Source organism: Lysinibacillus sp. ZYM-1 (assembly GCF_001308875.1).
Classification (GTDB): Bacteria; Bacillota; Bacilli; order Bacillales_A; family Planococcaceae; genus Lysinibacillus.
Window position 1 is genome coordinate 42,471 of the sequence record NZ_KQ465130.1, and the last position, 18,753, is coordinate 61,223.

24 protein-coding genes are annotated in these 18,753 nt (G+C 36.2%); 9 read left to right on the forward strand and 15 right to left on the reverse strand.

From position 1 onward, the window contains the following. Window positions 1-478: 478 nt before the first annotated feature. Window positions 479-712 (reverse strand): hypothetical protein, encoded by a 234-nt coding sequence (locus tag AO843_RS17825; protein ID WP_054612439.1) that lies wholly within the window; start codon window positions 710-712, stop codon window positions 479-481. 230 nt (window positions 713-942) lie between these two features. After that, complete coding sequence (locus tag AO843_RS24610) at window positions 943-1,080, reverse strand: hypothetical protein (protein WP_156313984.1); 138 nt, start codon at window positions 1,078-1,080, stop codon at window positions 943-945. 416 nt (window positions 1,081-1,496) lie between these two features. Here AO843_RS24610 and AO843_RS17830 point away from each other — a divergent pair, with 416 nt between their 5' ends. Together AO843_RS17830 and AO843_RS17835 are read left to right on the forward strand one after the other, a co-directional pair. Next, a complete protein-coding gene (locus AO843_RS17830) occupies window positions 1,497-2,006 on the forward strand; it encodes a DUF3231 family protein (protein WP_054612440.1) in 510 nt (169 codons plus the stop codon). Between the two features lie 29 nt (window positions 2,007-2,035). After that, entirely contained in the window at window positions 2,036-2,893 is an 858-nt protein-coding gene (locus AO843_RS17835; RefSeq protein WP_054612441.1) for a manganese catalase family protein, read from the forward strand. A gap of 72 nt (window positions 2,894-2,965) precedes the next feature. Here AO843_RS17835 and AO843_RS17840 read toward each other — a convergent pair whose 3' ends face one another. From AO843_RS17840 to AO843_RS24615, 3 genes are all read right to left on the reverse strand, one after another. Further along, window positions 2,966-3,757 carry a cytochrome c oxidase assembly protein gene (locus AO843_RS17840; protein WP_054612442.1) on the reverse strand — a complete coding sequence of 264 codons (792 nt, stop codon included), beginning with the start codon at window positions 3,755-3,757 and terminating at the stop codon, window positions 2,966-2,968. Between the two features lie 21 nt (window positions 3,758-3,778). Then, on the reverse strand, window positions 3,779-4,243 hold the full coding sequence (locus tag AO843_RS17845; protein WP_054612458.1) for a DUF2243 domain-containing protein: 465 nt from the start codon (window positions 4,241-4,243) through the stop codon (window positions 3,779-3,781). A 97-nt stretch (window positions 4,244-4,340) separates the two neighbouring features. Next, a complete protein-coding gene (locus AO843_RS24615; RefSeq protein WP_156313985.1) occupies window positions 4,341-4,508 on the reverse strand; it encodes a hypothetical protein in 168 nt (55 codons plus the stop codon). A gap of 273 nt (window positions 4,509-4,781) precedes the next feature. On the opposite strand from AO843_RS24615, the gene AO843_RS25415 reads away from it, so the two are divergent. Both AO843_RS25415 and AO843_RS25420 read left to right on the forward strand, forming a co-directional pair. Continuing rightward, complete coding sequence (locus tag AO843_RS25415; protein ID WP_255350388.1) at window positions 4,782-5,096, forward strand: tyrosine-type recombinase/integrase; 315 nt, start codon at window positions 4,782-4,784, stop codon at window positions 5,094-5,096. Next, a complete protein-coding gene (locus AO843_RS25420; RefSeq protein WP_197278954.1) occupies window positions 5,063-5,281 on the forward strand; it encodes a tyrosine-type recombinase/integrase in 219 nt (72 codons plus the stop codon). Before AO843_RS25415 ends, AO843_RS25420 begins: the two co-directional genes overlap by 34 nt. A gap of 471 nt (window positions 5,282-5,752) precedes the next feature. On the opposite strand, the gene AO843_RS24155 is transcribed toward AO843_RS25420, so the two are convergent. The 7 genes from AO843_RS24155 to AO843_RS17880 all read right to left on the reverse strand — a co-directional run bounded on the left by AO843_RS24155 (window position 5,753) and on the right by AO843_RS17880 (window position 13,930). Beyond that, entirely contained in the window at window positions 5,753-5,887 is a 135-nt protein-coding gene (locus AO843_RS24155) for an S-layer homology domain-containing protein (RefSeq protein ID WP_082389523.1), read from the reverse strand. A 4-nt stretch (window positions 5,888-5,891) separates the two neighbouring features. After that, window positions 5,892-7,973 carry a serine hydrolase domain-containing protein gene (locus AO843_RS17855; protein WP_054612444.1) on the reverse strand — a complete coding sequence of 694 codons (2,082 nt, stop codon included), beginning with the start codon at window positions 7,971-7,973 and terminating at the stop codon, window positions 5,892-5,894. Window positions 7,974-8,824: 851 nt separating this feature from the next. Then, the gene (locus AO843_RS17860; protein WP_054612445.1) at window positions 8,825-10,030 is read right to left on the reverse strand and encodes an EAL domain-containing protein; all 1,206 of its coding nucleotides are present in this window, start codon (window positions 10,028-10,030) and stop codon (window positions 8,825-8,827) included. Window positions 10,031-10,509: 479 nt separating this feature from the next. Next, window positions 10,510-11,613, reverse strand: coding sequence for a TFIIB-type zinc ribbon-containing protein (locus AO843_RS17865; protein ID WP_054612446.1), 1,104 nt, complete (start codon window positions 11,611-11,613; stop codon window positions 10,510-10,512). 14 nt (window positions 11,614-11,627) lie between these two features. Beyond that, entirely contained in the window at window positions 11,628-12,959 is a 1,332-nt protein-coding gene (locus tag AO843_RS17870; RefSeq protein ID WP_054612447.1) for an SPFH domain-containing protein, read from the reverse strand. A 159-nt stretch (window positions 12,960-13,118) separates the two neighbouring features. Further along, on the reverse strand, window positions 13,119-13,493 hold the full coding sequence (locus AO843_RS17875) for a DUF423 domain-containing protein (RefSeq protein WP_054612448.1): 375 nt from the start codon (window positions 13,491-13,493) through the stop codon (window positions 13,119-13,121). An 11-nt stretch (window positions 13,494-13,504) separates the two neighbouring features. Then, window positions 13,505-13,930: an acyl-CoA thioesterase gene (locus AO843_RS17880; RefSeq protein ID WP_054612449.1), complete on the reverse strand. Its 426-nt coding sequence runs from the start codon at window positions 13,928-13,930 to the stop codon at window positions 13,505-13,507. Window positions 13,931-14,418: 488 nt separating this feature from the next. Here AO843_RS17880 and AO843_RS17885 point away from each other — a divergent pair, with 488 nt between their 5' ends. Next, window positions 14,419-15,201 (forward strand): DUF2935 domain-containing protein, encoded by a 783-nt coding sequence (locus AO843_RS17885; RefSeq protein ID WP_054612450.1) that lies wholly within the window; start codon window positions 14,419-14,421, stop codon window positions 15,199-15,201. Between the two features lie 300 nt (window positions 15,202-15,501). Then, on the forward strand, window positions 15,502-15,762 hold the full coding sequence (locus AO843_RS17890; protein ID WP_369814436.1) for a YetF domain-containing protein: 261 nt from the start codon (window positions 15,502-15,504) through the stop codon (window positions 15,760-15,762). Window positions 15,763-15,813: 51 nt separating this feature from the next. Here the strand turns inward: AO843_RS17890 and AO843_RS17895 are convergent, their stop codons facing one another. Genes AO843_RS17895 through AO843_RS17905 form a run of 3 tightly spaced genes read right to left on the reverse strand, consistent with a single transcriptional unit; the run spans window position 15,814 to window position 17,055 of the window. Next, window positions 15,814-16,083: an ATP dependent DNA ligase gene (locus tag AO843_RS17895; RefSeq protein WP_054612451.1), complete on the reverse strand. Its 270-nt coding sequence runs from the start codon at window positions 16,081-16,083 to the stop codon at window positions 15,814-15,816. A 55-nt stretch (window positions 16,084-16,138) separates the two neighbouring features. After that, window positions 16,139-16,660 carry an ATP-dependent DNA ligase gene (locus AO843_RS17900; RefSeq protein ID WP_054612452.1) on the reverse strand — a complete coding sequence of 174 codons (522 nt, stop codon included), beginning with the start codon at window positions 16,658-16,660 and terminating at the stop codon, window positions 16,139-16,141. A 23-nt stretch (window positions 16,661-16,683) separates the two neighbouring features. Beyond that, on the reverse strand, window positions 16,684-17,055 hold the full coding sequence (locus AO843_RS17905) for a winged helix-turn-helix transcriptional regulator (RefSeq protein ID WP_054612453.1): 372 nt from the start codon (window positions 17,053-17,055) through the stop codon (window positions 16,684-16,686). Between the two features lie 126 nt (window positions 17,056-17,181). Between AO843_RS17905 and AO843_RS17910 the strand changes: the two genes are divergently transcribed. From AO843_RS17910 to AO843_RS24165, 3 genes are all read left to right on the forward strand, one after another. Beyond that, window positions 17,182-17,808, forward strand: a complete 627-nt coding sequence (locus tag AO843_RS17910) for a nitroreductase family protein (protein ID WP_054612454.1) — start codon at window positions 17,182-17,184, stop codon at window positions 17,806-17,808. 277 nt (window positions 17,809-18,085) lie between these two features. Further along, window positions 18,086-18,286 (forward strand): helix-turn-helix domain-containing protein, encoded by a 201-nt coding sequence (locus tag AO843_RS24160; protein ID WP_082389521.1) that lies wholly within the window; start codon window positions 18,086-18,088, stop codon window positions 18,284-18,286. A 30-nt stretch (window positions 18,287-18,316) separates the two neighbouring features. Then, window positions 18,317-18,637 carry a helix-turn-helix domain-containing protein gene (locus AO843_RS24165; RefSeq protein ID WP_082389522.1) on the forward strand — a complete coding sequence of 107 codons (321 nt, stop codon included), beginning with the start codon at window positions 18,317-18,319 and terminating at the stop codon, window positions 18,635-18,637. Window positions 18,638-18,753 lie beyond the last annotated feature (116 nt).

Sequence of the window (18,753 nt, forward strand, 5' to 3'; positions counted from 1 at the left end):
AACGAAGGTTCTTTCTTCTTTCATTAATTTGGGTAAATCACTTTAAACTGCAAATTTTTGGGACAATCATTTGTTTTACCTCATAACCCTTGATATATAAGCATTAGAAATTAAAAGTCTCAGACAAACCCTTTCAGTTTATCGTTAATCGTATGATGCCAAACGGTAACTTACTCTTTGATACCAATAAGTCCGTATCAATTGAAGAATATGAAATTATGGAATCGGCTGAGAATGGCTTTGATGTCATTGTACAAATCCGGTTAAAACAGTATCGAAGCGTATGGGAATAAAAAGATCAATTTGAAAGCTGCTACAAAAGCAAATAATAGTACAGCAACATCTAAGTCGGCATTTAAAGCTGTTGTAGAGTCCTTTACCTGTCCAACCTCCCCTTTAGTTTACATCGCAACTTACCCAAAATGATAAGTTTCGAACATTTGACATCTGACACATTTAGAACATTTCATAAATTTAACTACATCGGACATCTTAATTTAATAAAGGAATTACATTTGATCTTGATTACACGGACCTCACGCAAAGCTTTTGCCATTGTTGCCTCAATTCCGTATTTTGCTGTAGACGTAGCAGCTGTTAATGAATCAAGCTCATCCTTCATTCTTATATACTTACACATGTGGTCGTGATACTTCTTGATTGTCTCATCCAACTGATAACGATTTAATTTTATTTGCCCTTGTTTGCCCATTAGGTTTGCCCACTTAAGTTGTGGTGTAAAGACTTATCTGACAAGCCAAAGGGCATAACCCTTTCGAGCTGTAGCGTGTGACGACGCTGCGGTTTTTTTATGTTTAAAAAGATTATTTAAAATAAATAATGAACCTTGTTGTGATGTCTCGCTATATCAGAAAGCTGTAACGGCCAGTTAGGGCTTTTTTTATGTACCACAACCAGAAGTTTGTGGCGATCCTAAATATTTTACTTTTGTTTCTTATTTGGTTGTTGTTGTTGTTGTTCTTTCTTTTGCTCTTTTTCTTCATTTACTTCTAATTCTTCAGGCGTAAATTCAATAGCAATTTCTTCTTGTTCAATTTCATTCTTTCTTTCTTTTTTCAAAACTTTCACCTCCAATAAGCTTTAAATTATCCTCATTGGGATGATCTATACATTTAAACCTTTATCCATATAAATCCGATGTAAAAAACTTAATAAAAAGCCAAAATAAAAATTCGTAGTGACCCACTACTTAAAGGAGCTGCAGAGATTTCACTCGCTGTGGCTTTTTTATCTAAACGCCTATCTTGTTCGGTTTTGGATACATAAATAAAAAGAACTCAAAGCATCATAATCCGAGGTTGTTCTCCTGTTATTTTTTCATCTTGATCACTTTCTGAAAAGATGGTGGTCCTTTTTAATTTTCTAATTACACTTTTATACCTCAAACCTTAAAAAATATTAAAAAGTGAATGGTAATTCTTTTTTCATCCATACTAACCATGCTTTAGCCACAAATAAGAAAAGGATGTGTAAGTATGAGTATTCTTGGTGGAAATCCAAAAGATGAACCGTTACATTATGGTGAAGTATTTGCTGTTTGGTCAAGCCTAATTGCAGACTATGGTATGATTTCTGGCTATCAAACATTTTATAATCACGCTGGTGATGAAGATCTAAAAAATATCATTGAAGATATCATCGAGCTTTGTAGGGATGAAGTAAAGCAATTAGAAAAAATTCTTAAAACGAATGGTATTGCTTTACCCCCTGCTTCTCCTGAGAGACCTGTAGCAAGAATGGAAGATATTCCTCCTGGTGCTAAGTTTAATGACCCTGAAATAAGCGCTGCTCTTACTGCTGACATAGGTGCTGGATTAGTCGCATGTAGCCAAGCGATGGGTACTTCTACTCGCGAAGATATCGCTTTAATGTATGGTCAATTCCATGCAGCAAAGGCTTTAATCGGGGGTAAACTACTGCGTCTTAACAAAAATAAAGGCTGGTTAGTTCCACCGCCATTACATGTAGATTATCCTGAAAAGTAAAACCAATTTCCCCGAATCGAGGAATGTAAATGTATTATTACAAAGAAGAATTAATTAATATTATTAAACCTGACAAACCGGATCCACAAGCAGCACGTGTCATGCAGGAAATACTAGGTGGTCATTATGGTGAAATGAGAACCATGATGCAATACTTTTTCCAAAGCTCAAATTTTAGAGGCAAAGAAACGCAATATCGTGACTTACTTCGTGGCGTATTCTTAGAAGAGATTGCCCATGTAGAACTTGTACAAAACACAATCAACCAATTACTAAATGACTCTGGAGAATCTTCTGCACCAGGCAATAACGGTATGGACCAAGCTCCTTTAGATGATGCGGTTAGACATGCAAATCCACACCATTATATTGTGGGAGCACAATCATCTTTACCTGTTGATGCTGCAGGTAATCCTTGGAATGGCTCGTGGGTATATGCACATGGTAACCTGATTGCTGACTTATTAGATAATTTGGTGCTTGAGTCAACGGGTGTACTTCAAAAAACACGTATTTATGAAATGAGTTCTAATCAGACATTTAGGGAAACACTTGCCTTTCTAATAGTTCGTGACAATGCTCATCAAAATGCATTTGCCAAAGCACTAGAAACTTTAGGTGTAGATTGGGGAAAACTATTCCCTGTACCGAACTACGATATCAACAAATATCCTGAATGTAGAAAGTTCGTTGAAATGGGCTATCATAATGCTCAGTTTAACTTTAGATTAGATCCAACACGTATCGGTGAAGTCTTCCAAGGTCAAACTCCAAGTAGAAATGGTGGAGATTTGAATGTGACTCCTCCTCCTGAAGGATTCCCAGTACCTGTTATGCCAGAGATGCCAAATGAGCATAGTCCAGGTCTCAAAGATATGAATCATTAAATCATTTAGAATTAGCTTTCAGTGCATATACTGGAGCTTTTTCTTTTTCTCATAAATGGTGATCAGTTATTTCTAAGTAATTGCCTTTGCAAAAACAGTATTTCTTGTCCTTTTAAACCATTGGTAAAATAGTATAAAAACGAGTGCGATTTCAATTAGATCTCCGCCGTAGTACATAATCATAGCACCTTGTTCTGCTTGTTCTGCAGATACTTGGCTAGGAGGATACGCATATATATATTTAGACAATATCGAATGAGCTGTTAAAGCTACCAATAAAACGATTGAACGAAAAACAAAAGAGAGTTGATGTGGAGTTGGATCGATATAGATAAATGAAATAGTAAACAAATAACCTGCTAAAAAAATATGGAAGTGTATCAAAATATATAAAACAGAGTTTTCGTGCATCATGTTAAATAACGGGGTAGTATAGAGCAACCATAAACCACCTACATTCAAAATAGATGCTATGATGGGATTGGACACAAATCTAAAGTAAGAGTTACGTAGTATACATGAAATAAAACGAGCCATTTTTACAGGGATAGCTCTTAAGAATAGGGTAATAGGTGCCGATAGTGCTATTAAAAGTGGTGCTAGCATTCCAAGCAATAGATGGCCAACCATATGTGCTGAAAAATTAATATGTGCAAGCTCTGCTAATGGACCGATTAATGATAACATGGCACATACATGCCCAAGAATCCAAAATAATGTACGAAAGTAAGGCCATTGTTTTTTATGCTGATTTGAGAGCACGACTCCAACGAAATAGGAGATAAAAGAAATTATAAACGGGAAAACTAATATTAACTGTACAATAAAATAGAAATTTTGGGTGTGAGCTTCATGTGAATGCAAAGTTGGTACCTCCTAACAATTTTATTGATTAGTTTTAAATAATAGGACAATACCTATGATGATTAAAATAGCAGCCAGCACGTTCCAAACAATATCATAGGGTACAATATCGACATTATAACGAATCTGATGTAGCTTCATGAACTTGTGTTGAATGATACCATCGTAAAGTTGAAAAGCTCCTGCACCTAGAAAAATACCCCCAAGCCATCTTTTTAACCAGAATCCATGTTTTCGATGAAGATCAGCAAGTAAAAAGGAAGAGCCAATCGTGGCAAAAAAGCTAAATGCATGAAATAATCCATCAGAGACTAATCCAATATTAGCAGTAGATTTATCATAGAAATGATGCCAATGTAATAATTGATGAAAAATTGCCTCGTCTATAAATGCCACTACGCCAAAACCAAATAATATACCCGTCCACATATTACGTTGCCCATACTGAAAACGGTTTTCGTGTTTATGATTTTTCTCCTCATACATATTTGATATGCCCAACCCAATCACCTCAATTTAGATTTTTATTAGTTTAACCATAATGTAAAAAGATTTAAACAATTGAAGTTCTTAAGGGTATATTTTATCCAATCACCCCCTCTATCTTTGCTATGTAATAAACTCTTGGCTCATATTGATGATAAAAACCTATCGGATCAGCATGCATTGCTAGTGAACTTGCTCTCCAGTTCGTCAAAACAAATGGTTTTCCACTCAGCCTCATCTCCGTCACGCCAGATATTGACGGCATATGGTGTAACTCCAAAGCCTAATTAAGTTGGAATCATTTTGCTTCACCCCCTATTGCTTTACGGGACTCATCTTTTTTTAGCAAAGCATTTAAGGATATTTCAGGGAAAGCTTTTTTTGAACTTGATTTTGTGCCTGTGCTTTTAATTCATTTGTAGTAGCCATTTATTAAGCCTCATTAGGACCAATTTTAAATGATGCTGTGTCAGAAGAAATATTAGATCGTTAGATATACTAAATTAGTTTTAGTCACACAAAGCCTACTCGCAAAAAAGTGGCGTTAACTGTAACAAAACTTGAAGAGATTTTAGCAACTACCATGGCTACCGAAAACGTAACACACTATGCAATTCTTTTAACTTTAGGGATTACAGGAATGCGTAAAGGAGAGCTAGCAGCTCTAACATGGAAGGATAATATTGATTTTGAAGGCAAAACAATTTCCATTTCAATATGGGGTATGGGGGTTCGAAACCCCAAACACGAAATAGCATTCGCACTATCAATAGGAGTTCGGAACTCGCAGAACACTTGGAAAGTTTTAAATCATGGTATGTGGAATCGAAGAAAATATATGGTAACGATTTAAATGATGAAGATTATATTTTTATTACTGCTAATCTTGATCCAATTAGTAGCAGCTATCTAATGAAAATGTTCAATGCATTAAAAAATAAGCATCAAATAGAAAGATTTTCTGCCCATATATTGAGACATACTTATGTAAGTATTTTAATTGCAGAAGGTGTTGCTATTACAACAACAATTGAATGATAGGAGACACACATGAAATGGTTGAAAGCATATGCATATTCTCTCGATGATAAAGAATTAAAAGCTACTAATATTATTTCGCCTTTAACAAAATTTAAATAGCTCTCTTTTTTCCTTCATTTGGGGTACAAATGCAGTTTGTACCCCTAAAACGTTGATATATAAGTATTTGTAGTACTACCAAAAAATATTGTGTTTCATAAATGGCAATGTTGTTATTAGGGTCAAATGATTTTAAGATCTTTGATACTATAGCCTTTTTCAATAAAACAAAATATTCTATGATACTCATTTAGGGTATTAAAGGAAAATGAATTGAGGTACAGTATTTTTTGCTGTTTTGTACCCCACTAAAATCAACCAAATCCGTGAAGGCATATGTTTCTTCACCTTAAGTAATCATTATATTTAACACTTAAATTATTAAAGTGAAAGTCACTCATTATTTTTCAAATGAGTGACTTTTGTGTATTATTTATTTTTTTCTACATATTTCATTGCACGAGATAAGAATGCTGCCATGTGAGCACGAGTTAATGCGTTATGTGGTTTAAATTTTTCATCAGAATATCCTTTTGCGATACCAGCTTTTACATTACTTTGAATTGAGCTAGTTCAACGTGATTGCAATTTCCGAGTTCGGCGCGCCAGCAAATACAATCGTTCCGTTCTTCGGCAGCTTTACTTTGTTATTGCCGCTCACAACAGTAAAATTGATGCATACTCCCTCCTCATCATACACTGCGAACGAACTCTTCGCTGGCAACGCCACGTTCATCGTTTTCCCTGCTGCCGCTTGCGGGATCGTAAACCATTCCGCATGCCCATTAGCTTGCAGCGTAACTTTGGATGATTGGCCTGCATCAAGCGATTTTAAGTTAGATCCACTTACGTATAACATGCCGGCCATCTCCATATATTCATTACCGTCTTCTGTATAGAAACGAGATTCCGTCGTATCACGGCCTGCCATCACAGGGATCTGGAGCTGATGCGCAGCCGTGTTTGGGCCTGTAATTTTTCTGCCGTTCCAATAGCCCTCTAGACCTTCACTGCGATTAATTTGTGTTGTAAGCAACATTGGTAAGAGATATTGAGCGGAACTATATTTCTCGTTTACGAGATAGAACTTAACGCCTTCCCGCTTCGCCCATGCGGCAGTGGTTTCATTCGATAGCACATTGTCTTCTAGTTTCTCAGCTAAATAGTGCGTCACCGCAACTTGCCCAAAACCTGGCGTTGATTGATAAGTACTCTCCTTCAAATAAGTTCGCCCATTCTTCTCAGTAACGAAGTTTAGCTTGGAGGTACCTGTCTCATTAATAAAGCTTTCATTCTCAGTATATACATATTTTTCATCTGGATTAACTGGTAAGATCAGTTCTCCATTCTTCGTAATTTCTAATTTGAAATGACTGAAGCTATTGCCGTAAAAACCCGCTTTCTTTGCTATGTCTTGAGGCATCTTGGCCTTGACCGGCTTGCCAAAGGATTTGTTCGGCTTGATATCTTTAATTGTGCCCTTCTCTTTAAGCGCAGCGAGCAGTATTTCTGTCGCCATCAGTTGATTTGTAGAGCTGCTACCACCGGATGACAACACAGCCACTGCCATCTTCTGTTCAGGAAGTACGACTAGTGAAGCATGTTGCAGTCCCGTGTCACCACCTTTAGCCAAGCCCTTTATCCCATACTCACTGAACGGATATAGTTTTACACTATCCCACCCAAGACCATAGTTGATAATATTATCTCCATCCCCTGGCCACATTCCTTTTTTAAATTCCTCTTGCTCCATCGCCTTGACTGCCTTATCAGAGAGAATTTCTTTTCCCTGTCCCATAAATATTTGAGAGAATCGTACCATATCTTCTGCTGTGGAAGAGATCCCTCCCGTACCAATCACATTCACCGATTCAGTAGGAAGCTGCCCTTGGTACGTTGGAAAATAAAGTCCAGCCCGCTTATCACTTTCCCATTTGTCCTGAGGCGTTTTCGTATGATTTAGCTTTAAGGGTTCTGTAAACCTGTGATGTATAAATTCTGTAAAGCTCATACCGCTTACTTTTTCCACCATAATCTCAGCCAGCGTAAAGCCATCGTTGCAGTATACCGAGAACGCTCCAGGGTCCGCCTTCAAGCTCTGGTTGGACAATTGACGCAACAAGTTATCATGGCCATAGGTATCATTATCATTAAATAAAAAATTATTGCCATACCCAGTACCTTGCAAGCCTGAGGAGTGGTTCAACAGCATACGCGGCGTAATGCGTTTGTAACGCTCGTCTTTCATCTGGAAATCAGGAACATAGTGGACGACAGGAGCATCCAAATCGACTTTTCCTTCGTCGACCAATTTCATCACAGCCGCAGCTGCATACATTTTACTGACTGAACCAATCCCATATAGGGTATCTTTGGTCAGCGGCTGTTTCCCTTTCATATCGTTCTTGCCCGTCTGACCCGACAAAATAAGTTTGCCATTAGCAATTAGCGCATACTGCACACTAGTCGTATCATAGGACTTAGTGAGTAGAGTAGCCTTTTCTGCCGCAATCTTTTTCAGTTCTTGGCTAGCAACTTCTTGGCTAACTACCACAGTAGTCTGACTGTCTGAAAACGCCATCGCTCCTGTTGGTAGGCTCATCGTTAACGCTAATGTAGCAGCTAACACCCCAGATAATTTATTTTTCATGAAAAAATTGCCTCCTTAGATAAGTACTTGATTCCAAGATATTTCCTAAAAACAAGAAATATTTCCTATAAATAGAATATCAAAGTTTTATTTTTCAAGTAAATACAGTGATAGACTGATACCATATCAGGCTTAAGACTTATATTTGATTATGACTAAGTAAATTAAAAAGACCGGCTTGGCTAAATTAACTTTGCTGGTCATCTTCTATTATGTAGCTACGATATTTGTTACTTGTACTATTTAGTTTTATTTTACCTGTTCCAGCTTCTACTTATAAAAACAATAAAATCAGGTAGATGCAAAATAAGCTGTATCTTTATATACAGCTGCCCGTGTAGTAAAGGAGATTAATATGGCTAGACAAAAATTAATGAAAACAAAAAGAGACAGTATCAATAGTTACACCGATACTGATAAAAAGACTATAAATTTTATGATGCAGCAAATAAAAGGATAGAAAAGACAAAACAAGGTTTCAAAACAATGCAGTATGTGCTACATCAGGTTCTATTTTAAATGATGCTGTTTCAGAAGAAATATTAGATCGGAGACGATATACTAAATTAGATTTTAGTCAAACACTGCCCATATATTTAGAGATACTTATGTAAGTGTTTTAATTGTAGAAGGTGTTGCTATTACAACAACAATTGAATGATAGGAGACGCACATGAAATGGTATTGAAAGCATATGCATATTCTCACGATGATGAAGATTAAAAGCTACTAATATTCTTTCGTCTTTAAAAAAATTTAAGTAGCTCTCTTTTTAGCTTCATTTGGGGTACAAATAGGGGTACAATTGCAGTTTGTACCCCTAAAACGTTGATATATTAGTATTTGTAGTACTACCTAAAAATACTGTGTTCATAAAGATAGTCATAGGAAAGGTCAACAAACAAGTATTCATGCTCGTTGATGGCAATTGAAAAGGTTCTAGTAATTTCTCCTGTTTCAATATCTCGATATAGTTCAGATATTTCCCCACTTTGATCATTGCGCATTTTAATAATCGTTTGTAAGAAATACGGGCGCCAGCTCCAATTTTTGTTAATGGCACGGGGCTGTAATTCCCAATTTCCGTCTATTCGCATGACGTTAGGCGTTAATTGGAAGCCATCTTCATTACAAATGTATAGTCTGAAAGAATAGTTATCCAGTAATTCAGCTAAATACTCTAAGTGTGAGGCATTATCACTCGTTGGTTTTACACGGTGAACAATCGCCTCCAATTCTTCTCTTAATTTCTTTAGTTGCAAGAACTGTGCCTCTAGCATTTTCTTTTCAGACGTAATAAATTGCTGGCATTCTTTTTTAAATCGTTCCTTTAACACATCTTTATCGACAAGGTTTATAGCTGGGTTTGCTAAATAAGGACCTTGATAGTAGCGTCCTCCGTTTTTCCAAGCAAATTGTAGCTGATAAACAGTCTCAATATCTTCAAATAAAAGATTGGCACCTATTTTATAGGCAAGACTGCCAATGGCTGAAATCATATCGGATTGAGCAGACCAAGAATCATAATTTAAATCACGTGTGTTGACTTTTAAAATATGAGGCGCCAATAACGCAATATGCTCTAAATGACTTTCTGCCCCTACTTCCTGGACAGCAATTTTCACCCCAAAAGTCGTAAAATAGCGCAGGGCATGGTGTAATTTATTAATATCTCCTAAAAACCGATGCTCGGATACGACAAATACGATTCGGTGTAAATCTTCTTCTCCAATATATTGTTGGATGATATTAAAATGACTTTCACCAAAATCTTGCATCAATAAATTGGGGTTACTAGGAATGTAAATATCAATATCTGATGCAATTTCATCAATTTGGGCTAAGGCTGCATGTAAAATTTTATGTTCCATATCTATTCGATATTCTTCTGGAATATCTTCATTATTGACGAAATCCTTTAAATTAATTTGTTGACCTTCAATTTGTAGATGTCCGGAAATTTCGTAGGCTATCACCGTATGCGCATCTGCGCTAAATATCGGCTGATAATACCCATGTATTTGATCTAAATTCGTTAACACTTCAATTGCGTCCATCATCGAAACCTCCATTATGAATAACTTATCAATTGTTATTCAAAAATAACATTACGTCGTCCATAGATAGCTAAAAAAATGCTCTCTGACTGTATAATAAGTTGTTTATTGTAAAATCGCAACTTCACTTATCAACATTTATGGCGTATTAGCCTAAAATTTTCAGATCCTCATCGTTGTCTTACGAACGATTTTTCATCATTTCTACCTGTCTCTCTACTGAATAGGTTGCTTTTTGCGTCATCTTGTCATTTTATGCTTTGGTCCTAACTTACATGTCATTCGTTCAAGGCTGTTCGCTCATTTTCTTATTCATTATAATTTATGCAGCAGGCTTCTCTCTCAGCTGGGATAATGGATGATAATGATCCTTGCTATTCGAAATAAATCAGTCATTTACCCAGCATATATGGACAATTTAATGAAAAAAGCAGTATTCCAAATGGTCAACAAAGCCCCAGAAGGAATACCGCTAGTCATTATTCAGACATGAAGAAATACCAAATGATTGCTATCACCATTAATGATAAGATAACAGCTATCGTTACGCGAAGTGGCGAAATAGGAGCATCTCCCCCTACTCGACCCGTTTGTCCATTCACCATGAAGCGGAAAATCTTCTCTTTATAACGGAAGGAGGACAACCAAATCGGTAACATTAAATATTTGTATGTAATATCATCATGATTTGTGGAAAAGCGTAGATTTGAAACGACGTCAGCGCTTTGTTCCCAACGAATTTTTGAAGTGATTTGTGCATGAAGATGATCATGGATGTCACTCTTTGCTTGATTCCAGCCATCCTGTAAACCAATACTATAGCGCTCTGACAAAAAGCCAGATACGTATTCTGGTTTATAGGCTTTATTATTTAAGAGATTAAAAGGCTCGATTTTCCGCATCATATTTTGGTCATAGCGGGTAGTTGCACTTATTAAGTGATCGTCGATAAATTCCTGATAAAAGCCACTTGTTGAATACCAATCTGTTTCTGTATGTGTTTTACCATCTTTATCTGTAACCGTCCGATGTCGTCCATATCTGGCAGAATATCTGGAGCTTGTTTTCGTATCAAACGTCCAATATGGAAGATATACCCCTTTAAAGGCATCGGGCTTTGCACTCATTTTGGCTGCTTTCGGTGTAAACCATCTACCTTTAATCCACTTTTGAAAATGTTCCCCAGCTTGCTTATCTGTTACTTCAAAAGCACAAACGCCATTTGGTGCTAGTGTATTTTCAGCACTCGCTTCCATAACTTGATTGGAACCACAGTAAGGGCAACTGTCAGCCACTTGCAGAGCATCGTATATCGTTTCAGCCGCACAAGCTTCACAAATCACTGTTTTCTTCTCCACACCCCAATTGAAATTGCCTCGTTCCTCCGCTTTTAAAAAGTCCATTTCCTGGGCAACTTTTTCTTCTTCTTGCTCGGGTGTAGCAATTTCTGTCTCAAAGCCACAGTATGGGCAAGTTAACATACCTGTGGCAGGATTAAATTCAATCGATGCACTACATGATGGACATTCAGCGTCAAAATCAAGCTTCACTTGTTTGACATTTTCAACTTCTTGCGTTGACATGAATCATCCTCTCCTTACTTCACGTCATTTTCATCAAACACATCGCCACATTCTGGACAGAACTTAGGGGGATTGGAAGGATCCTCTGGCGTCCATCCACATTTATCACATGTATATAATAACGCTCCTGAAGGCTTTTTTGTCCCACATTCACTACAGAATTTTCCTTTATTCACCGCTCCACATGCACATGACCAACCTTCTTCTGCCGGTTTTACTGTCCCACAATTTGAACAGAATTTCCCAGTGTTTTCTTGACCACATATACATGCCCACGTATTAACATTTTTTGCAGTTTGGTCTTGCATAGCCGCTTGCGCCATTTGAGCTTGCTTATTTTGCTCATTCATTTGAAAGAGCTGACCAGCATTGACGCCACCAGCTTGTGTAGCCATATTCATGCCCATAAATCCTGACATGGCTCCCCCATCATTATTGGCAGCTGCAATCATCGCATCTGCCTGAGCACCAGTTAAATGAGCAGCCGCCATACCTGGATCGCGCATCACAGCATTGCGTTGTAGTTGCTTAATCATAGCCTCGTCTTCTTCAGATGCTTTCAGTGTACTAATGCCAAATGACACAACTGCTAATCCACGTGTTGCAAGCCATTTCTCCGATAATACTTTGTTGAGTGCGTCTGCTAATGCAACTGTATGGGCAGGTATTTCACTATACCGAACGCCACTCGCTGAAATATGTGCGAAGGCTGGCTGTAGGGCTGTCATTAATTCTGATTTTAACTGGCTATCAATGGCATCCCGTGTATATTCACGCTCTACATTGCCACAAACATTTGTATAGAATAATAGTGGGTCAATAATTTTATAAGAATATTCTCCATGACAGCGAATCGCAATGTCAATATCTAAGCCAATATTACGATCAACCACACGGAAAGGAACAGGTGCAGGGGTTCCATACTTATTGCCAACAATTTCTTTCTTATTAAAATAATAAACTCGCTGATCTTTCGCAGGCTCTCCCCCAAATGTGAAACGTTTGCCTATTTGCTTGAAGGTCTCCATAATGCCCTGAGACAGGTCTGAACCATACATAATCGAAGGTTCAGTTGATGTATCATAAACATACTCTCCTGCTTCAGAAGAAAATTCTACGACTTTCCCCTGTTCAACGATCATCATACACTGCCCTTCGTTTATGGCAATAATAGAACCATTACTAATAATATTGTCATTGCCTTTATTAGATCCTCGTTTGGATGTACGTTTCCCCCCTTTTGTTACCAGCACTTCTGCAGATAGTGCCTCACAATAGAAATATTCGCGCCATTGATCCTCCAAAACGCCTGTTAACGCGCCAACTCCCGCTTTTAATAAACCCATATTATTTCCCACCTTTACATTAATGTTTAGCCTATTTTATCATCTATAAACAATATGTAATACGCATAATCAGACAAATTGTTTCATTTTTCTTTTTTCACGCATAAAAAAACGAGAAGCTCTTATGAATTTCATCATAGAGAACCGTCTCGTTTTTATTTAAGAGAATGCCGCAATTGCTACAAGCACCCAAGCTACGATAAATAACATTCCACCAATGGGTGTAATCGCCCCAAGTTTTTTCACACCTGTCACTGCCAGTACATATAAGCTACCAGAGAAGAAAACAATCCCTGTAAACATTAGATATCCTGCCCAAGAAAGCAGACTAGAACTTCCTAAAAGCGCCTCATTCGAAAGAATACCGAGCCCGATGATCCCTAAAGCATGGTACATCTGATACTGCACAGCTGTTTCCCAAATGGCTGCATAATGAGGTGATGCAAATTTATCCTTTAAAGCATGTGCCCCAAAAGCACCTAAAATAACACCAAGACATGCCAAAATCGCGCCTAACGCTAAAAACATTTCCATCCATTGCTCTCCTATTTTGCCACAACGGCAATTTCTTTATATTTAGCATCCCAAGCTGGATCAACTTTACTTAAAGCAACAGGACGCAATGTATCCTTATGCGCTAAAATATGTACAGATTGAGCAGTAGCAGCCACCGTGCCATCTTCATGTAAAATTTCATAGCCATAAGTTGTTCGTAAACGGTCATGCTTTTCTACCCAAGTGCGAACCGTTGCCACCTGTCCGTAATGCATCGCCGCTTTATAAGAAATCGATAAATCCATGACTGGTGATACATATCCTTCTTCTTCTAATGCTGCATACTTAAAGCCCACATCACTCACAAGCTGCGTACGCCCAATTTCCATCCAAATGATATAGTTCGCATGATACACCACGCCCATTTGGTCAGTCTCAGCATATCGAATTTCAATTTGTTTCTCACTCACAAACATTTTCTTCACCTCGTCCTACATTATATCTTAAAAGTGTTGATTTGGTGGGGTTTTTGCTCTAAGGAAATTAGAACGTTGAAAAATAGAGGGTTGCTTTTCTTGATTTTTAAAATAAATATGGATAAAATTTAATTCCATATAAACTCATATAAATACTTTTAAGTGGGGTACTAACTGGGGTTCCTTGGGATACCACTTTATCAATTATTAAATAAACATGCACGAGTAGTTACACTAATCTATATTTACACACAACGGGTCACTCATTTTATTCATATGAGTGACCCATTTATTATATATAACGTACTGACACCACTTACCAGTATTGTTACAGTTAATCGCATAATCAAAAATTAATGAAATTTATTCCATGTATATTTAAATTGCATAGATAATAAGAATAAAAGGATTGTACTATTTACTAGGGAGGTATTAAAATCAGAGGAGATGAATCCTTTTTACATGCTGATACAGGTGTTACATCTGAAATGTTTGTTGAGCGATCATTAAATGAAATTCTTTTTTGGTCTAGAATTATGAAAGAACATTCACTATTTCTAAGATTAGGATTTAGAGCAGAAGATACTCAACTAATTCAAGAAGCTAATCAATTTTATAAATTATTTGAGCAAATTGAACAAACTGCACATCTATACACCAATCAAACTGATCCTGAACAAATTAGAAAATTTAATTCTGAAGTCCAACAAGCTGCAACCAGTATCTTTATGTTTAAACGCAAAGTATTAGGTCTCATCTTGACTTGTAAAATGCCAGGAGCTAATAATTTCCCTCTGCTAGTTGATCATGTAAGTAGGGAAGCTAATTATTTTAGAAAACGATTGCTTGAATTAAATGAAGGTAAATTGAACGCACTCCCAGACGCTATTATTAAGGAAAATGTATTTTTCTTAAGGATCATGGCAGACCATGCAAAATTTATTGGTCATTTGCTGGATCCATCCGAAAGAAAATTGGTTGATATAGCACGTAGTTTTAGTAATGATTTTGATCAATTATTGTATCAAGCTAAGGATTTAGAATCTATGAGACCACAATCACAAACAGTTCCACTTTTGGATCAATTTCTGGATCAAAACCGAGTATCGGTCTCATCTCTTAGAGACTTTAAGAAAACTGCACGTGATTTAATTGAACAGTGTAAAATAAAGAGCATTATTCATCCACTTTTAGCAGATCACGTGTTTAGAGAAGCTGACAGATTTCTTGAAATAATTGATATGTTTGATGCTCATCTTACTAGCCAGTAACCTATAATCTACTAATAAATTGGCGGTTATAAAACTTCACTAACTTTGTCAATAAGTTTGGTAGCAGGCTATTGGTGACAAAACTATAAATAAATTAAGTTACTCACTGTGAAGTAAATTCAAAAAGTTAGACACTTTATTTAGTTTAATAGCTTGCAAAGGATTGAGTTCGGTATTGCAACGAATTTAATCCTTTTTATTTTATCTTCATTCATTTGTGATTGTTGTACTAAATTTATTAAACTACTAATTTGGTACTTCTTAGGTATCTAAATCACTTATTGTAATAACTGAAAAGTACTGACTTCTGAACAGGTTGCTACTAAACAAGATGTTAAAGCAGATGTGTCACCGCCTACTTATCTACCAACGGAGGTGGTTTCTGATGGCCAACTTATTTACGAAAACCTAGTAGAACTTGAGTTAACAGAAGATTGGTTAATGAAAAAGTTAAAAAAACAAAATATAAAATCTGTTGAAGATGTTTATTTTGCTCAGGTTCAAACAAATGGCTCCTTATATATAAGCCTAAAGGATAAAGCTAGACAATCAAGCCCCTAACATTTAACGAATTCTTCCCTCAATTAAAAATTAAATAAAAAGACCAGGTACTCATTTGAGCGCCTGGTTTTTACCTTCTTGTACTTTACCAAAATTAAATCCTTTAAAAGATACAATCCTTAGAGAACCTGATGCTGTTTTTTCTAAATACTGAACTTTGCAGCACAGTCTAGGTTCTACCCATACCATATCTCGTTCTTTCTTAGTTACAATCTGTTTAGCAATTTGACGAAAAGCTACCTTTTCTTCTGGCTTGAAACCAAACTCTACGTTAGCAAGTGGTTTATATTTACCGTTGCTTAATTGTTTACCCACTAACATGGTAAATGAGTTCTCTTTATAACCTAAGATAACTACATCAGTAATTTTAAAGTGCTTAACCATTCATTTGATCGATGATTTGTTTTGTATGTGGAATTGCTTCGCTTTCCAACAATACCTTCCCTTTATCTTTGGTTATCTGAAAAATACTGCTGCCGTTCCCTGTTATCGATGGTGTGACCAGCATACTATTAGACGATTCAATTATCGATGATAAAATTTTCTTACGCTCCACTAACAGTTTATTTGTAAGAGTCTTATTAGTTGCTAGAACATCCAATGCAACAAACGTTACTGGATGGGTTATGGTTGCTTGCTCAATCTTGCTTGTATTTGTGAGCCTGCCTCTGTATGCAAAATCATCAAAAACTAATACACCGTTCCTTAACACAATACCCTCACAATCAATATCAATAATTGCTGCATGTTCATTTATTGAACGGCCAACATCCTGTAACGCTGGAAACTTGGCAGTAACATTATTACCGTGACGCGTGTAAGCCTCTACTCTGTCACCATGTTTATGTAAAAGGATGCGCCAACCATCCCACTCATGGTTCGTAAGGAAAAAATACAAGTAAAACAAGGCACTGTTGGCAATTACGACTTTACTTCATTTTGAATGAATTTATTACAATCAATTTTTTGATCTTTATCTATACCATTCATTAATGCATACTTATTACCCCATTCACACATTGTGTTTAAAACTGGTACAAATGATTTACCTAGATCAGTCAAGCTGTACTCCACTTTTGGTGGCACTTCTTTAAATATTTCTCTTAGTACAAGTCCATCTCTTTCTAACTGTTTCAATTGATCCGTTAATACTTTTTGTGTAATTCCTGGTATTAATTCATAAAATTCTTTTGTCCTTACAGATTTTTGGCTCAAAAAAAAGAGTATTAAACACTTCCATTTTCCCCCTGCAATGTTCATAAAAATATTTATTCCACTATTATAGTTAACCATGTGCTTTCTCTCCCTAAAAGGCACAAAAAAGTAGCTATACCACTTTTTTGTGCGTTATTTTCTTATTTATTATTGCTTACTATAATTAAAGCTGCAAGACATAATAAAAATTTCGGAGTTGATATCATGAGTGTAAAAAATATTTTGAAAAAAAGACATTCAGTTAGACATTATGATCCAAGTTATAAAATTAGTTCAGAAATTCTAACCCCATTAATTGAAATTGCAAGTAAGTCTCCTAATGGAAATAATATTCAAGCTACTCGTTACTTAATAGTTGATGATGCTGACTTAAGAAATTTAATATTGCCTATAGCTTTTAATCAGCAACAAGTAATAGAAGCTTCAACTTTAATTGTTATGTTGGGAGATTATCAGGCATTCGATAAAGAAAATATTATAAAGATACATGAAGAAGGCTTTCAAGCAGGTTATTTTGATGAATCCCTAAGAGATTATCTAGCGCATGCTGCTATAAATTATTATGAAAATAAATCAACAGAAGATTTAAAGATAGAATTAACTAGAGATGTAAGTCTTGCGTCAATGTCATTAATTTTGTTAGCAAATGAAGCTGGTTTTGACACAATTACTATGTCAGGCTATGATTCTAAAAAGTTAAAAGACGCCTTAAATATTTCTGAAAGATATTTAGATGTTATGCTTATAGCAATTGGTAAAGGTACTAAGGCTGGTCATAAGACTGTAAGGCATAACGTAAATAAGATAATATACAAAAATGAAATTATTTAGTGTTAATTATAGTAACTAAAAAGAGAGACAAAGAAATATGTTATCTTGATGAATAAACAAGAAATGACCAGGTACTCACTTTGATATGCTCCCTATTATGTAGACAGATTAAAAAATAAAATCTGTTTATCTAAGGGGAGCATTTTTTATGAGGCGAAGTAAACATCCACTCGAGTTAAAACTACATATCCTTCAATTGTACGAAGAAGGTCACTATTCAATCAATGAATTGTGTGAAAGGTTTTCATTAGATCATCAAACTTTTCATAGGTGAAAAATGAAATATGAGGCAGGTGGACGTGAAGGATTACAAGAAGCGACTTCATGTAAATTCTATTCAAAAGAGTTAAAATTAGCGGCTGTGAAAGACTACATTCAACAGAATTATTCACAGATGGAGGTGTTAGCGAAATATGAGATTAGCAGTACCTCTGTTTTAAAAAGGTGGGTAAAAAAGTATACTGGTCATAGTGAATAAAAAGATTCAGGTAAAGGAATGAGTCAAGCTATGGCAGAAAGAAGAAAGACAACTTTTGAGGAGCGCATTGAAATTGTCGACTACTGTTTGAAGCACCAGAAAAATTATCAGTTGGCAGCGCACACCTATGGTGTTTCGTATCAACAGGTGTATCAATGGACGAAGAAATTTGAAACGAACGGTGCAGAGGGATTACGTGATCGCCGTGGTTGCACAAAAGATGAAGTCAAATTAACCGTTGAGGAGAAATTGAAATTAGAGATTCAACGTATTGAGCGTGAAAATGAACGCTTACGTGCAGAAAATCTATTTTTAAAAAAGTTAGAGGAAATCGAAAGGAGGCATCGCTAAGCCAAATTCGTCTACAACAACGCTATTCAGCGATTCAAGAATTATATCGAGAGGAAAAACTTTCGATTCTTTTACTATGTGAAATAGCTGGTGTTTCACGTGCAGCTTACTATAAG

Bases quoted from the DNA above. Each gene is read 5' to 3' on its own strand.
- AO843_RS17905 (WP_054612453.1), bottom strand. From the start codon at position 17,055: ATGGTTAACTATAATAGTGGAATAAATATTTTTATGAACATTGCAGGG.
- AO843_RS17865 (WP_054612446.1), bottom strand. From the start codon at position 11,613: ATGTCAACGCAAGAAGTTGAAAATGTCAAACAAGTGAAGCTTGATTTT.
- AO843_RS17860 (WP_054612445.1), bottom strand. From the start codon at position 10,030: ATGGACGCAATTGAAGTGTTAACGAATTTAGATCAAATACATGGGTAT.
- AO843_RS17885 (WP_054612450.1), top strand. From the start codon at position 14,419: ATGTTTGTTGAGCGATCATTAAATGAAATTCTTTTTTGGTCTAGAATT.
- AO843_RS24615 (WP_156313985.1), bottom strand. From the start codon at position 4,508: ATGCCGTCAATATCTGGCGTGACGGAGATGAGGCTGAGTGGAAAACCA.
- AO843_RS17875 (WP_054612448.1), bottom strand. From the start codon at position 13,493: ATGGAAATGTTTTTAGCGTTAGGCGCGATTTTGGCATGTCTTGGTGTT.
- AO843_RS17835 (WP_054612441.1), top strand. From the start codon at position 2,036: ATGTATTATTACAAAGAAGAATTAATTAATATTATTAAACCTGACAAA.
- AO843_RS24160 (WP_082389521.1), top strand. From the start codon at position 18,086: ATGAAATATGAGGCAGGTGGACGTGAAGGATTACAAGAAGCGACTTCA.
- AO843_RS17830 (WP_054612440.1), top strand. From the start codon at position 1,497: ATGAGTATTCTTGGTGGAAATCCAAAAGATGAACCGTTACATTATGGT.
- AO843_RS17910 (WP_054612454.1), top strand. From the start codon at position 17,182: ATGAGTGTAAAAAATATTTTGAAAAAAAGACATTCAGTTAGACATTAT.
- AO843_RS17870 (WP_054612447.1), bottom strand. From the start codon at position 12,959: ATGGGTTTATTAAAAGCGGGAGTTGGCGCGTTAACAGGCGTTTTGGAG.
- AO843_RS17855 (WP_054612444.1), bottom strand. From the start codon at position 7,973: ATGAAAAATAAATTATCTGGGGTGTTAGCTGCTACATTAGCGTTAACG.
- AO843_RS24165 (WP_082389522.1), top strand. From the start codon at position 18,317: ATGGCAGAAAGAAGAAAGACAACTTTTGAGGAGCGCATTGAAATTGTC.
- AO843_RS17845 (WP_054612458.1), bottom strand. From the start codon at position 4,243: ATGTATGAGGAGAAAAATCATAAACACGAAAACCGTTTTCAGTATGGG.
- AO843_RS17880 (WP_054612449.1), bottom strand. From the start codon at position 13,930: ATGTTTGTGAGTGAGAAACAAATTGAAATTCGATATGCTGAGACTGAC.
- AO843_RS17895 (WP_054612451.1), bottom strand. From the start codon at position 16,083: ATGTTAGTGGGTAAACAATTAAGCAACGGTAAATATAAACCACTTGCT.
- AO843_RS17825 (WP_054612439.1), bottom strand. From the start codon at position 712: ATGGGCAAACAAGGGCAAATAAAATTAAATCGTTATCAGTTGGATGAG.